Raw genomic sequence first — 14,380 nt, forward strand, 5'->3', positions numbered from 1 at the left:
AATCCAACTAAGGAGTAGTGAGATGCTCAGTCAGAGATCCCTGTTTCGCAAGCCGCCGGTCCTGGCCGGCATTTCGCTGGCCGTGGCCGCGGCGGTAGCCGGCATTGCCGGCCTTGCCGGCACCGAGACCAGGGCCGCGCCGTCGTCGGCGCCGCCGCCGACCGAGGTCCAGGTGCAGTCGGTGGCGCCGGAGAACGTGCGCGTCTGGTCGAGCTTCTCGGGGCGGCTCAAGGCCGTGGACGAGGCGCTGGTGCGGCCGGAGGTGAGCGGGCGGATCGTCGAGGTCCGCATCAAGGACGGCCAGACCGTGCGCGCGGGCGACATCATGTTCGTGATCGACCCGCGCACCTACGAGGCCGCGGTGGCCAGGGCCAAGGCGGACCTCGCCGCGGCGCGCACCCGCGCGGACTTCGCCGCGACGGAATATGAGCGGGCCCGCGGCCTGATCGGCTCCGAGGCCATCCCGCGCAGCCTGTACGACCAGCGCGGCAACGAGGACCGCGTCGGCCGCGCCGCCGTGCTCGCCGCCGAGGCGGCGCTGCGCCAGGCCAGCATCAACCTGGACTACGCCTACGTCAAGGCGCCCATCGCGGGCCGCGTCAGCCGCGCCGAGATCACGCTGGGCAACCTCGTGCAGGCCGGGCCCAACGCGCCGGTGCTCACGCGCATCGTCTCCGGCGACGGCATCTACGCCGATTTCGAGGTCGACGAGCAGAGCTACATCCGCAGCATCCGCGGCCAGGCCGACACGCACAGCAAGGAACAGAAGCTGCCGGTGGAGATGACGGTGCTGGGCGACGCCGGGCACACCTACCAGGGCACCATCTACACCTTCGACAACAGCATCGACGCGGCCAGCGGCACCATCCGCGCCCGCGCGAAGTTCGCCAACGCCGACGGCGCGCTGGTGCCGGGCATGTTCGTCTCGATGCGGCTGGCCAGCGGCAGCGACACCCGCGCGCTGCTGGTGCCCGACGTGGCGCTGGGCAGCGACCAGAGCAAGAAGTTCGTCTTCGTGGTCGGCCCCGACAACAAGGTCGCCTACCGCGAAGTCACGCTCGGCGCGGGCATAGACGGCCGGCACATCGTGCTGGCCGGCCTCAACCCCGGCGACCGCGTCGTCACCAAGGGGCTGCAGTTCATCCGCCCGGACGCGGTGGTCTCGCCCACCGAAGCCGCCGCGGCGCCGCCCAAACCCGTGACCACCGCCGCGGTCCACGCGGACCCGGCCAAGAAAACGGCGGACTGATGCGATGAACCTCTCCAAATTCTTCGTCGACCGCCCCAACTTCGCGGCGGTCATCTCGATCCTCATCTTCCTCGCCGGCCTGATCGCGATCCCGCGCCTGCCGATCTCCGAGTATCCCGAAGTGGTGCCGCCCTCGGTGGTGGTGCGCGCGCAGTTCCCGGGCGCCAACCCCAAGGTCATCGCCGCCACCGTGGCCACGCCGCTGGAGGAGCAGATCAACGGCGTCGAGAACATGCTCTATATGTCCTCGCAGGCCGCCAGCGACGGCGTGCTGACGCTGACCGTCACCTTCAAGCTGGGCACCGACCCGGACCTCGCCACGCAGCTCGTGCAGAACCGCGTCAACGAGGCGCTGCCGCGCCTGCCGGACGTGACGCGCCAGCTCGGCGTGAGCACCGTCAAGAGCTCGCCCGACCTGACGATGGTGGTCCACCTGGTCTCGCCGAACGACCAGTACGACATGCTGTACCTGCGCAACTACGCGCTCATCAACGTCAAGGACGAGCTGTCGAAGATCACCGGCATCGGGCAGATCAACATGTTCGGCTCCGGCAACTACGCCATGCGGGTCTGGCTCAACCCGCAGAAGATCGCCCAGCGCAACATGAACCCCGACGAGGTGGTGGCCGCCATCCGCAAGCAGAACATCCAGGTCGCGGCCGGCGTGGTCGGCGGCGCGCCGTACAAGGACAACGTCGAGATCCAGCTGCCGGTCAACGTACAGGGCCGGCTCACCGACGTGGACCAGTTCGAGAACATCATCATCAAGCGCGAGAACGGCGTCGTCACCTACCTGCGGGACGTGGCGCGCGTGGAGATCGGCGCGTCCGAGTACGCGCTGCGCGCGCTGCTCGACAACAAGCAGGCGCTGGCGCTGATCATCTTCCAGTCGCCGGGCGCCAACGCCATCGAGATCTCGAACAACGTGCGCGCCAGGATGGCGGAGCTCAGCAAGCGCTTCCCCAAGGGCCTCGAGTACCGGATCGCCTACGACCCGACCACCTTCGTGCGCGACTCCATCGACGCCGTGATCCACACGCTGCTCGAAGCCATCCTGCTGGTGGTGCTGGTGGTGATCCTGTTCCTGCAGACCTGGCGCGCGGCCATCATTCCGCTGCTCGCGGTGCCGGTCTCGGTCATCGGCACGTTCGCGGTGATGCACGGCTTCGGCTTCTCGATCAACGCGCTGTCCCTGTTCGGGCTGGTGCTGGCCATCGGCATCGTGGTGGACGACGCCATCGTGGTGGTGGAGAACGTCGAGCGCAACATCGCCGGCGGTCTCCGGCCGCGGGAAGCCACCATCAAGGCCATGAAGGAAGTGACCGGCCCGATCATCGCCATCGCGCTGGTGCTGTGCGCGGTGTTCGTGCCGATCGCCTTCATCAGCGGGCTGACCGGCCAGTTCTACCGCCAGTTCGCGCTGACCATCGCCTTCTCGACGGTGATCTCGGCCTTCAACTCGCTGACGCTGTCGCCGGCGCTGGCGGCCCTGCTGCTGCGCTCGCACGACGCGCCCAAGGACGGCCTCACGCGCTTCATGGACCGCTGCCTGGGCGGCTTCTTCGCGCGCTTCAACCGGGTCTTCCAGCGCGGCTCGGAGAACTACAGCAGCGGCGTGACCCGCGCGCTGCACCGCAAGCGCGGCTCGCTGCTGATCTACGCCGTGCTGCTCGGCGCCACCGTGTTCGGCTTCAGCCACGTGCCGACCGGCTTCGTGCCGATCCAGGACAAGGGCTACCTGGTCAACCTGATCCAGTTGCCCGACGGCGCCACGCTCGACCGCACCGAGGCCGTGGTGCGGCAGATGACGGACATCGCTTCCAAGGAGCCCGGCTACCGCAACGCCGTGCAGCAGCCGGGGCTGTCGCTCAACGGCTTCATCAACAGCCCGTCGGCGGCCACGGTGTTCTTCGGCGAGAAAAGCTTCGACGAGATGGGCAAGCTCGGCGTGAGCGGCCCGAGCCTGGCGCATAGCCTGCAGGCCAAGTTCGGCGCCATCAAGGATGCGTTCATCGCCGTCTTCCCGCCGCCGCCGGTGCAGGGGCTGGGCAACACGGGCGGCTTCAAGCTGCAGATCGAGGACCGCGGCGACGCCGGCTACGAGGCCCTGAGCAAGTCCGTGACGGCGGTGCTGGAGAAAGCGCGCAAGGCGCCCGAGCTGGCCGGGGTGTACACCACCTACAACGTCACCACGCCGCAGCTGTTCGCCGACGTGGACCGCACCAAGGCCGCGCAGCTCGGCGTCGACGTGGACGACGTCTTCAAGACCATGCAGATCTACCTGGGCTCGCTCTACGTGAACGACTTCAACAAGTTCGGCCGCACGTACCAGGTCATCGCGCAGGGCGACAAGGACTTCCGCTCCAGGCGCGACGACATCCTCGACCTCAAGGTGCGCAACTTCGAGGGCAAGATGGTGCCGCTTGGCGCGGTCGTCACCCTGAGCGACACCACCGGCCCGGACAGCGCGTCGCGCTACAACGGCTACCGCTCGGCGGACATCAACGGCGGCCCGGCGCCCGGCTACTCGACCGGCCAGGCGCAGGCCGCCATCACGAAGATCCTGGACGACACGCTGTCCGGCGACATGGCGTTCGAATGGACCGAGCTGGCCTACCAGCAGATCCTCTCGGGCAACACCGCGCTGATCGTGTTCCCGATCTGCATCCTGCTGGTCTTCCTGGTGCTCACCGCGCAGTACGAGAGCGTGTTCCTGCCGCTGGCGATCATCCTGATCGTGCCGATGTGCCTGTTCTCCGCGATCACGGGCGTGTGGCTCACGGGCGGGGACAACAACCTGTTCACGCAGATCGGCTTCTTCGTGCTGATCGGGCTGGCGTGCAAGAACGCCATCCTGATCGGCGAGTTCGCCCGCGAGCTGGAGATACACGGCAAGTCCACCTACGAGGCGGCGATCGAGGCGGCGCACCTGCGCCTGCGCCCGATCCTGATGACCTCCATCGCGTTCATCGCGGGCGTGCTGCCGCTGGTGCTGTCGCACGGCGCCGGCGCGGAAATGCGGCATGCGATGGGCGTGGCGGTCTTCTTCGGGATGATCGGCGTGACGTTCTTCGGCCTCTTCCTGACTCCCATTTTCTACGTGCTGGCCCGCGGCCTGGAGAAGCGCCTCACGAAAACCGAAAAGGTACATCACCATGTTGAAGACTAATGTGATGGCGGCGCTCGCCGCCGCCGCGCTGCTGGCCGCCTCCCTGGCCGCGTGCACGAGCCCGGTCGGGCCGCAGCCGTCGGGCATCGACACGGCCGCGTCATGGCGCCGGCTCGAGGGCGGCAAGGACGGTGACAAGGATGGCGCCAACGACGGCAAGGCCGCCGGCGCGGCGCTCCTGGTGGCGAGCGCCGATGCCGAGGTCGACCAGCAATGGTGGGGCCGCTTCCGCGACCCTACGCTCGACGCGCTGGTCCGCGAAGCGCTCGACCACAACAAGACGCTGAAGATTGCCAGGGCGCGCGTCGACGAAGCGCGCGCCGGGCGCTTGCTGGCGCAGTCCGCGCTGGCGCCGCAGATCAACGCCGAGGCCAGCAGCGAGCGCGGCAACCGCGGCTTCCTGACCAGCGACAAGGCCGTGACCATCAACCAGGTGGACATCGCCGCGACCTGGGAGCTCGACCTGTTCGGGCGCAACCAGGCGCGCGCCGCGCAGGCCGGCGCCATCCTGCAGTCAGCCGAGGCGAGCCGGCAGGCCGTGCGGGTGGCGCTGCTGGCCGAGGTGGCGCGCACCTACTTCGACCTGGGCAACTACGCGCGCCAGATCGAGCTGACGCGCAACAACCTCGCCACCCAGCGCAAGACGCTCAGCCTGATCCAGGCCCAGTTCCAGGGCGCGATGGCGAGCAACTTCGACGTGCAGCGCGCGGCGGCGCAGGTCTCCGCGACCGAAGCGCTGATTCCCGCGCTGCGGACCGGCTATGACCAGTCGGTCAACCGGCTAGCGAGCCTGCTCGGGCGCACGCCGGAATCGATGGGCGGGATGTTCGACGGCGCCGCCGCGGCGCGCGCGACCGTGCCGCCGCTCGACAACGGCATCCTGGTCTCGGCCCCGGCCAGGGTGCTGGCCGAGCGCCCCGACGTGCGCGTGGCCGAGCGCAGCTTCGCCGCCAGCATCTCCGGGCGGAAGGCGGCGGTCGCCGAGCTGTTCCCCAACATCTCGCTGACCGCGCTGTTCGGCGCGCAGAATGCCACGCCGTTCTCGTCCACGCCCTGGGGCATCGGCGCGGGCCTGGTCCAGCCGATCCTGAACTTCGGCCGCATCTCGTCGCAGATCGACGCGGCCGACGCGCGCCAGCAGCAGGCCTTCCTCGGCTACCAGCAGACCGTGCTGGAGGCGCTCGAAGACATGGAGAACGCGCTGTCCGGCTACCTCAACGAGAACACGCGCAACGCCTCGCTCTCGGCCGGGGTGGCGCAGAACCGCAAGGCGGTCGAGCTGGCCAGGATGCAGTTCAGCCACGGCTACGTCGGCCTGCTCGACGTGCTGGTCGCCGAGCGGGACCTGCTCGACGCCGAATCGAAGCAGGCCGCCTCGGACGCGAGCCTGCGCAAGGACCTCGTGCGCATCTTCGCGGCGGCGGGCGGCGGCTGGCGCGACCAATAGCAAGCACCGCGCCGGCCGGCGCGAATCCCGGGCGCGGGGATGGGTTGCCATCCCCGCGCTTGCCTTGGCCGGCCGCGCCCGGCGCCGGACCCGGCGCCCACACACCGGCCGATTCCGCCCTTCCCTCCGCCGGCCGGTCTGCTAATCTTTATTGCGGCGCAACTTCCGCCGTGTCCGGCTGAATACAGGAGGGAAAATGTTTCCGTGGATCTGGCTGTGGTCTCCCAACCTTCACTTCCCCTGGAGCGGCTCAGTCGCCCAGCGCATCGACCCCGACCTGCTGTTCAACGCCATTTCGCCCTCCGCCGGCGACGCCGACATCGAACGGCGGGCCTTCCACATCGCCTCCTACGGGCGCCAGCTCGGCCTCATCACCGAAGTGCTGCTGCACGCGGTGGACCCCGCCGCCATCGACCCGCAGCGCGCCGCCGACTCGCTGGAGAGACTCAAGCGCATCCGCGACGAAATCGAATGGCTCAAGACCGACGACGGCACGCTGTCGTCCGACGCGCTGCTCGGGCATCTGGCCCGGCTCAGGACGGAGAACCCGGCTGAATTCACGCGGGTGTTGAGGATTGCGAACGGGTGAGTGTCGGGGCGGCCGGCAATACTGCCGGCACCACCTGCCCGGTCACTGATCCTCGCATGGAACGTCCGGATCCATGCCGTACATGCAGGCAAACGGGTCCCGCCACCTGTTTTGCTTGTACAGCAAGTACACCTTGTCGCCGCTCAGCCACTCCAGAATGGCCGTACCGCCGGAATAGAGCCACCACTCGCCCGAACTATGGTCGCTGAACTCCACCGTGCCTTTTGCGTAGCAGGGAGAGTAGCGATCATGATGGATGATGCGGCCCGCCACGGGATAGGCCTTCGAGAAGAAGCGAGCGACCTGCTTCTTGTTCGGGACGAATTTCCTGCACTCCTCCTGGACATACGGATCGGAGTCGTCTAGCGCAAGTCCTGTACCATTGATGACGACCTTTGTCACGGTCCTGGCCTCGCACAGTGATACGGCGCAAAGCAGCATGAGGCCGGCTATTCCCGTTGCAATCCGCTGATTCACCATCTTGCTGTACTCGCTTCCGTCTTGTTCTTATGGGATATTTCTGGATGCCGATATATCGACTGCATTGATACGCCTAACGTATCTGATAGCTCCATGATCAACCAGCCAAGCGATTCATTTTGCTCATCGGTCACGTTCTCAAATATCTCCTTTCCTTTATCACCGAACGCCTTCCCGACCAGCTCTATCCCGATAGAGTCTCGCTTTGCCGGAAAGCGATCTGCCCAGCCTTTGTTTTCTTCATGCCGGCTACGCGTATGAAGATCCATTCTCTTTATTTTCTTGAATTCGGCAGGGGTGCAGCTTTTCTCGAGCAGGCACTTTGACTTCATCAATCCGACATGATTCGTGCTTCTATGAAGCGAAGCGGTCTGATAGATCGTCCCATCCTTGTCGATCAAAAAGTGCGCGCCGTTGGCATCCTTGTGCTGGTAGCTGTGAAACGTGCTCTGCGCCGTCGGCCCGTTCGTCTGATGCACCACAATCCCATTCACCTTGTGCATCGGTCCGCGCTCGATCGCGGGATGGATGGCCAGCTTGACGCGCTCCGCGTCGACATGGCCTTGCTTCGAAATGAACAGCATGGCATTCCCTCCGGTGGTCAGATGGCCTTGTTGGCCTTGATGTCGTATCCCGCGCCCACCGTCCCGGCGCTGCCGCCCTGCGCGTTCTGCAGCACGTAGTCGTGCCGCACGCGGGCGAAGGACAGCCGGACCTCCTCGCGCGGCATGGCCATGTTGTGGCTGCCGGCCACGACGACCCGCGTGACCAGCACGTCCTCCATCGTGATCTTCAGGTATTCGTGCGGCGTGCCGCCGGCCTTGCGCATGACCAGCACCGCGGTGTCGATGTGCCTGCCGGCCAGGCAATACTGCACGAGGGCGGGCGTCGCCCGGTCGACGTAGTGCTCGAAGGCGAGGTCATCCACGCTGCATTTGCCGGCGCCGCCGCCGCTGCCTTCGTGCATGCTGGCCGGCTGGCTGACCGACCAGTCCCATGTCAGCACCTCGATCTCGTTCGGGTGGCGGGCATCGGCGGATTCGCCGTCGATGCCCGCCAGCTTCAGGAAAATGTCCTGGGACATGGTTGCTCCTTTCTTGCCTGCGGGTTGAGATACGGATGCCTGCCGGCGCTGCGCCAACCGGCAAAGCACGGTATCAGCGCAGGCCGCGCGCGGATATTGGACGGGTATGAAATGCCTTTCCGCGACTGCGGCCGCCCGCACGGCGGCACGGGCGAAGCCGTCCCGGCTGGCGCGGCATGGCCCGGAACGGGCCGCCAATGCCCATCCGGTTGGGGAAATGAAAGCGCTTTCCGATAGAATCCTGCCTTTCCGATTGCTGCAACGCGAACCGGCGGCACAACGCGCGGAATTCACGGGAATCGAGGAACATGGAAACAGCGGCTTTCAGCTTGCCACGTTGGCGCTCTACGGCCTGGTTATGCGACCCGGGCGCGAACGTTCCTGAAGACATCCGCATCAAGCTGATCGGCAGCCTGTTCGGCACCCTGCCCATCTTCGCCGGCGGCGTGCTCAACACCGTCGCCGTAGCGATAGCCATCGCCTGGCGCGACCCCAGCCCGGCCTTCGTGGCCTGGGTCATCATCGAGATCCTGCTGTGCGGCACGCGGCTGGGCGTCCTGACGGCGGCGCACCGCGCGGCGACGGCGGGCCGCTCCACCTTCACCGACGTCTACATCCTGCTCGCGGTGCTGTGGGGCGCGAGCGTGGGCTACGGCACCTTCATCAGCATCCTCAGCGGCGACTGGGTGGCGGCAACCATGTCCTGCCTGTCCGCCGCCGCGATGGTGGGCGGCATCTGCTTCCGCAATTTCGGCGCGCCGCGGCTGGTGGCGATCATGATCCTGCTGTCGCTCGGCCCGTGCTGCATCGCCGCGGTGCTTTCCGGCGAGGCCGTGATGCGCCTGACCCTCGTGCAGATCCCGTTCTACCTGGTCGCCATGAGCATCGCGGCCTTCCACCTGAACAAGCTGCTGGTCACCACCATGAAGGCGGAGCGGGAAAACGACCATCGCGCCCGCCACGACGCCCTCACCGGCCTGCCGAACCGCGCGGGGCTGGTCCACGCCTCCGCGCATCTGTACAAGGCGGACCAGATCGGCGAAGGCAAGACGGCGGTGCTGTACATGGACCTCGACGGCTTCAAGCCGGTCAACGACCAGCACGGCCACGAGGCCGGCGACCAGTTGCTGGTCACGATCGGCAAGCGGCTCGATGCGCTCAAGGGCCCGGACGACATGGTGTTCCGCATCGGCGGTGACGAATTCGTGGTCATCGTGCGCGCCGGCGACCAGGCCGAGATCGCCAGCTTCGCCGACCGGCTGGTCAGCGAAGTGCCGGTGCCGTTCACGCTGGAGCCCGACGTCAGCGTGGAGATCGGCGCGAGCGTCGGGGTCGCGCTGATACCGGAGCACGGCGCTGACGTGATGGCCGCGCTGACCGCGGCGGACAAGGCCCTGACGCTGGCCAAGCTCGGCGGCAAGGCGCAGTGGACGCTGGCGACCTAGCGTCACGATGTCATGGCGTCACGGCGCCTTCCCGGAAACCTGCCGCGCCGCCGCTCCCCGCCGCCACCCCCGCACCTCCACCCACTGCCAGGACAGCAGCGCCGGCACGCCGAACAGCACTTCCCGCGCGCGCCTGACCAGCGCCAGCGACAGCGCGACCTGCGCATCGACCCCGAGCAGGTTGCCCAGCAGCACCATCACCGCCTCCTGCACGCCCAGGCCCGCCGGCACGAAGAAAGCCACCTGGCGCGCCGCCTGGGTCAGCGATTCGATGGCGACGGCCTGCCAGAACGGCAGCGGATGGCCGAGCAGCCATAACGCGCACCAGGTTTCCAGCGCGCCGGCGGCGAAGCCGGCAAGCTGCCAGGCCAGCGCCGCCGCCAGTCTGCCGTGGCGCCGGTTGAGGGCGCGGATGGCGGCGTCGAGGCGGGCGCCGTCGAGCATGGCCACGAGGCGGTGATCGGCGCCGAGCAGGCGCCCGGCCGCGCTCTCCAGCCGCGCGAAGATGCCGCCGTAGCGCAGCGAGAGCGCGAACAGCACCGGCACCGGGAGCGACAGCGCCAGCCCGAGCGCCACCACCCAGGCCTGGGTGCCGTCGTGCAGGGCGGCCACCAGCAGCAGCGTGCCGAGCACGCAGAACAGATACTGGGCGAACAGCGTGACCATGACTTCGACCACGATGCTGGCGGTCACGGCGGTGGTGTCGCGGACGCGCAGGCGGGCCAGGCGGATGCCCGCCAGCTCGCCGCCCACGCTGGCGACCGGCAGCAGGCGGCTGACGGCTTCGCGCACGGCGGCAACCCACCACAGGAAGCCCAGCCCGGCCCGCCCGTCCGGGTCCGCCGCGGCCAGCAGTACGCGCCAGCCCCGCGCGTCCAGCAGCAGCGGCAGCGCGTGCAGCGGCACCAGCAGCAGCAGCGGCCAGCCGGCCCGGGCGACGATGCCGGCCACGTCGCCGGCGCCCTCGTGGATCACCAGGGCGATCAGCGCCAGCAGGCCGAGCAGCCCCGCGAGACAGGCCAGGCGCTTCATGCGGCGGTCATGCCGGCTCCCGGCGCGCCGCCGGGCGGCGGATCGGGGAGATCGAGGGGATCGGGGAAGAGGTCGCTGAAGCCGCCGCGGCGCGGCACCGCGTGGTCCAGCGCGGCGCGCACGCGCGGCGACAGCAGCGCGGCCAGCTCGTCGGCATGGCGATAGCCGTGCATGGCGGGCGCGATCTCGGCGCCGGACACCACGCCCGGATGGAAGTAGATCTCGCCCACGCCGGCCGGCAGGCGGGCCAATGCGCGCAGCAGCGCGCGCTCGTCCATCGCGCCGCTGTCGGCGATGCCGATCACGTAATCGTTGTGGGCCACGCCGGCCGCGTCCAGCCGGCGCCGCGCCAGCGCCAGCCAGGGCCGCAGCAGCCGCGGCGCGCGCGCCTCGCCCGGCAGGCGCACGGCGCGCAGGCCGAACTCGCGGCCGATCCGCAGCACCAGCCCCAGCACGGTGGGATGCAGGTGGAAATGCTTGTGGGCATTGACGTGGTCCAGCGCCAGCCCGGTCGCCGCGAACGCGGCGAACTGCGCGCGGATCTCGGCGGCCAGCTGGCGCCGCACGTGAGGCAGGAAGAAAAAGCGCGCGCCGTCGCGCGCCATCGCCGAGCCGAAGCGGCCCTGCGCGTCCACCAGCGCCGGGATGCGGGCCGGCGGCAGCACCGCGGGCCCGTCGGCCAGCACCAGGTGCAGGCCCACCCGCAGGCCGGGCAGGCGCCGCGCGCGCGCCACCGCGTCGGCCGCGGCGCCGGCCCCCACCATCAGGCTGGCGGCGTTGAGCACGCCGTCGCGGCAGGCGCGTTCCACCGCCTCGTTGACCGCCGGGTGCAGGCCGAAGTCGTCGGCGGTGAGGATCAGGGCGCGCCGCGCTGCGGCTGCGGTTTCCACGGTTGCCTTGCCCACGGCCGTCGTCACGCCTCGTGCGAGCGCAGGAAGCGGAAGAACTCCACGCCTTCGCGCAGCCGCCGCTTCATCATTTCGCGGCTGCCGAGCATCTCGCGCACGATCTCCCAGATCTTGGCCGGGCGGAAGTAGAAACGCTTGTAGAAGGTTTCCACGCCGTGGTAGATCTCCTCGCGCGACAGGTGCGGGTAGCTGATCGCGGCCAGCTGGATGCCCTGGTCGTTGACCAGGTTGATGACCTTGTTCTCGGCCAGCCAGCCGTTGTCCACCGCCTGGCGGTACAGCGCGGTGCCCGGATACGGCGCCGCCAGCGACACCTGGATGGTGTGGGGGTTGATGTCCTTGGCGTAGGCGATGGTCTTCTCGATGGTCTCGCGCGTCTCGCCCGGCAGGCCCAGGATGAAGGTGCCGTGGATGGTGATGCCGAGCTTGCGGCAATCCTCGGTGAAGCGGCGCGCGATGTCCGTGCGCAGGCCCTTCTTGATGTTCAGCAGGATCTGGTCGTCGCCGGACTCGTAGCCCACCAGCAGCAGGCGCAGGCCGTTTTCCTTCATGATCTTGAGCGTGCTGTAGGGCACGTTGGCCTTGGCGTTGCACGACCACGTCACGCCGAGCTCGCCCAGCCCGCGGGCGATCTCCTCCACGCGCGGCTTGAAGTCGGTGAAGGTGTCGTCGTCGAACATGATCTCCCTGACCTCGGGCATGTTCTCCTTGATCCATTTCACCTCGGCGATCACGCTCTGCGCCGAGCGCGTGCGGTAGCGGTGCCCGCCCACGGTCTGCGGCCACAGGCAGAAGGTGCATTTCGAGCGGCAGCCCCGGCCGGTGTAGATCGACACGTAGGGGTGCTTCAGGTAGCCGATGAAGTAGTTCTCGACCTTGAGGTCCCGCTTGTAAATGGGGGCCACGAACGGCAGCTCGTCCATGTTCTCGATCATCGGGCGCGGGCCGTTGTGCCCGAACGAGCCGTCGGGCAGCCGGTAGCTCAGGCCGGCGATGTCCTCGAGCGGCAGGCCCGCGGCCACGTCGCGGCAGGTGTAGTCGAATTCCTCGCGGCACACGAAGTCGATGGCCGCGCTGGCGCCCAGCGTGCCGCCGGGATCGACCGCCGGCTTGGCGCCGACCATGCCGATCAGCACGTCGGGCTTGCGTTGCTTCAGCGCCTCGGCGAACTTCGCGTCGGTCGGGAAGGACGGCGTGCTGGTGTGGATGATGACGAGCTCGTAGCCGGCGGCGATCTCCAGCACCTGCGCCACGCCGAGGCCGTCGGCCGGCGCGTCCAGCACGCGGCTGCCGGGCACCAGCGCGGCGGGCTGGGCCAGCCAGGTGGGATACCAGAACGACTTGATCTCGCGCCTGGCCTGGTAGCGCGAGCCCGCGCCACCGTCGAAGCCGTCGAAAGAGGGAGCCTGCAGGAAGAGGGTTCTCATAGCGGTCTCTGATGGGTCATCCGGTTCATTTGCCATCGACGGACAGGACGGACGACGAAGCGCCATGCTCGCCATTGTCCGTGCCCGCGGGCCGTGGGGAAAGGGGGTACGCGCCTGGCGCGGCGCCGCCGCCGGCCGGCGCGGCGGGCGCGTGCCGGTCGCGAATCGACAGCATCTGCCCGCGCCAGCGCACCTGGTCGCCGAACAGCGCGGCGACCCACTCGGCCAGCAGCAGCACGTCGCGCAGCGGCGCCCGCAGGGCCGCGCCGAGACTGCCCGCCAGCAGGCTGCGCGCGCCTATCCCGGCCAGCGCGACGGCCAGCACCGGCGGCTGCGGCGCCAGCCATGCCGCCAGCGCCAGCATCGGCCAGGTAAACGTGATGAAGATAAAGGCGAAGCCGGACGGGTTGATCGAGCGGATGGTGCGCAGCCAGCGCAGCTCGTGGCTCCACAGCGCCGCCAGATGTGTCTCCGTCACGTCGGTGCTGACCTCCACTTCCGACAGCACCGTGCGCAGCCCCCGCTGGCGGGTCAGCTCGCCAAGCCAGAAATCGTCGGCGAGGCGGTCGGACAGCGCGGCGAAGCCGCCGACGGCGTCGAGCACCTCGCGCCGCAGCGCAATCGTGGCGCCGAAGGAAAAGCGCCGCGAGCCGCAGGCGTGGGCCACGCGCGCGGAGGGCGCGAACCAGTCGTCGATGAACTGCGCGCCGAGGGCCGGCCACAGCCCGCCCACCGGGCGGCCGCGGTACAGGCAGGTCACCACGCCCACGGCGGGATCGGCCAGCGGCGCGGTGACGCGCGCGAGGTAGTCCGGGTCCGCCGCGATGTCGCTGTCGGCCACCACCAGCCAGGGGTGGCGCGCCCGCGGCAGCAGGTTGATCAGGTTGCTGACCTTCAGGTTGCTGCCGTGCACGAGCGGGCACACCACGAGGGCGATGTCGCACGCCGGGAAATCCGCCCGCAGGCGCTCGACCACGGCAATGGCGGGGTCGTTGGCGGCGCGCACGCCGAATACCAGCTGGAACGCCGGATGCCGCTGCCGGCACAGGCCGGCGAGGTTGTCGTAGAGATTGGGATCGGCGCCGCACAGTGGCTTGAGCACGCTGACCGGCTTCGGGCCGGCATCTGCCGGCGCCGCGCAAGACCTGTGCCGCGCCGGAGCCCGCCAGGTGGCGGCGGCGGCGGCGCCCGCATAGGCGGTGGCCAGGCACGCCAGCGCGGTGCCGGCCGGTGCCAAATGGGAAAACACCTGCATGGAAGACTCCCGATCCAGGCATCGCCCGCTGCCTCGGCGGGCGCGGTGCGGTGAAGGCGCTGCGCTGTGGGTGCGCGCGCTTGGCCGCCAGTGTAGGAATGGTTTCCTTAAGGAAAAATTAAACCGATGAAATTCGATGGCCGATGCGGGCAATCGCGCTGTGGAGCGGATGCGAACCGGCCCGCCGCGGCAAGCGGCCCGCGGAAACCGGCGTGGCGCTTGCCGCACAACAGCCGCTCCGACACCGGCTGCGCGCCAGCCAGCCCCGGCCCCGGCGCCGCCGGCTGGCCGCAAC

General features: G+C 68.9%; 13 protein-coding genes. 5 read left to right on the plus strand and 8 right to left on the minus strand.

Annotated features, from left to right (window positions below; genetic code table 11):
• Window positions 1-22 precede the first annotated feature (22 nt).
• The 4 genes from KF708C_RS25560 to KF708C_RS25575 all read left to right on the plus strand — a co-directional run bounded on the left by KF708C_RS25560 (window position 23) and on the right by KF708C_RS25575 (window position 6,454).
• Window positions 23-1,249, plus strand: a complete 1,227-nt coding sequence (locus KF708C_RS25560) for an efflux RND transporter periplasmic adaptor subunit (protein WP_059413736.1) — start codon at window positions 23-25, stop codon at window positions 1,247-1,249.
• Between the two features lie 4 nt (window positions 1,250-1,253).
• Window positions 1,254-4,418 (plus strand): efflux RND transporter permease subunit, encoded by a 3,165-nt coding sequence (locus tag KF708C_RS25565; protein ID WP_059413738.1) that lies wholly within the window; start codon window positions 1,254-1,256, stop codon window positions 4,416-4,418.
• Complete coding sequence (locus tag KF708C_RS25570) at window positions 4,405-5,865, plus strand: efflux transporter outer membrane subunit (RefSeq protein WP_059413900.1); 1,461 nt, start codon at window positions 4,405-4,407, stop codon at window positions 5,863-5,865. Before KF708C_RS25565 ends, KF708C_RS25570 begins: the two co-directional genes overlap by 14 nt.
• Window positions 5,866-6,061: 196 nt before the next feature.
• Window positions 6,062-6,454 (plus strand): hypothetical protein, encoded by a 393-nt coding sequence (locus tag KF708C_RS25575; RefSeq protein ID WP_020200729.1) that lies wholly within the window; start codon window positions 6,062-6,064, stop codon window positions 6,452-6,454.
• A 42-nt stretch (window positions 6,455-6,496) separates the two neighbouring features.
• Here the strand turns inward: KF708C_RS25575 and KF708C_RS25580 are convergent, their stop codons facing one another.
• From KF708C_RS25580 to KF708C_RS35940, 4 genes are all read right to left on the minus strand, one after another.
• Window positions 6,497-6,856 (minus strand): hypothetical protein, encoded by a 360-nt coding sequence (locus KF708C_RS25580; RefSeq protein WP_156173948.1) that lies wholly within the window; start codon window positions 6,854-6,856, stop codon window positions 6,497-6,499.
• A gap of 71 nt (window positions 6,857-6,927) precedes the next feature.
• Complete coding sequence (locus tag KF708C_RS34880; RefSeq protein WP_156173949.1) at window positions 6,928-7,518, minus strand: peptidoglycan recognition protein family protein; 591 nt, start codon at window positions 7,516-7,518, stop codon at window positions 6,928-6,930.
• Window positions 7,519-7,535: 17 nt separating this feature from the next.
• Window positions 7,536-8,018: an Hcp family type VI secretion system effector gene (locus KF708C_RS25585; RefSeq protein WP_059413742.1), complete on the minus strand. Its 483-nt coding sequence runs from the start codon at window positions 8,016-8,018 to the stop codon at window positions 7,536-7,538.
• Window positions 8,019-8,091: 73 nt separating this feature from the next.
• Window positions 8,092-8,328: a hypothetical protein gene (locus KF708C_RS35940; protein WP_155887913.1), complete on the minus strand. Its 237-nt coding sequence runs from the start codon at window positions 8,326-8,328 to the stop codon at window positions 8,092-8,094.
• Between KF708C_RS35940 and KF708C_RS25590 the strand changes: the two genes are divergently transcribed.
• Entirely contained in the window at window positions 8,327-9,463 is a 1,137-nt protein-coding gene (locus KF708C_RS25590) for a GGDEF domain-containing protein (protein ID WP_059413744.1), read from the plus strand. The two genes, KF708C_RS35940 and KF708C_RS25590, sit on opposite strands and share 2 nt — an antisense overlap.
• Before the next feature lie 18 nt (window positions 9,464-9,481).
• Here KF708C_RS25590 and KF708C_RS25595 read toward each other — a convergent pair whose 3' ends face one another.
• From KF708C_RS25595 to hpnI, 4 genes are read right to left on the minus strand one after another with little or no spacing between them, the layout of a single operon-like run.
• Window positions 9,482-10,495 carry a lysylphosphatidylglycerol synthase domain-containing protein gene (locus KF708C_RS25595; RefSeq protein ID WP_059413746.1) on the minus strand — a complete coding sequence of 338 codons (1,014 nt, stop codon included), beginning with the start codon at window positions 10,493-10,495 and terminating at the stop codon, window positions 9,482-9,484.
• Window positions 10,492-11,355, minus strand: a complete 864-nt coding sequence (gene hpnK / locus KF708C_RS25600) for a hopanoid biosynthesis-associated protein HpnK (RefSeq protein WP_370552856.1) — start codon at window positions 11,353-11,355, stop codon at window positions 10,492-10,494. Before hpnK ends, KF708C_RS25595 begins: the two co-directional genes overlap by 4 nt.
• 53 nt (window positions 11,356-11,408) lie before the next feature.
• Entirely contained in the window at window positions 11,409-12,830 is a 1,422-nt protein-coding gene (gene hpnJ / locus KF708C_RS25605; RefSeq protein WP_059413751.1) for a hopanoid biosynthesis associated radical SAM protein HpnJ, read from the minus strand.
• A 25-nt stretch (window positions 12,831-12,855) separates the two neighbouring features.
• Entirely contained in the window at window positions 12,856-14,085 is a 1,230-nt protein-coding gene (gene hpnI / locus KF708C_RS25610; RefSeq protein WP_156173950.1) for a bacteriohopanetetrol glucosamine biosynthesis glycosyltransferase HpnI, read from the minus strand.
• Between the last annotated feature and the right edge of the window lie 295 nt (window positions 14,086-14,380).

Origin of the sequence: Cupriavidus basilensis (assembly GCF_000876015.1) — a bacterium.
Taxonomy (GTDB): domain Bacteria; phylum Pseudomonadota; class Gammaproteobacteria; order Burkholderiales; family Burkholderiaceae; genus Cupriavidus; species Cupriavidus basilensis_B.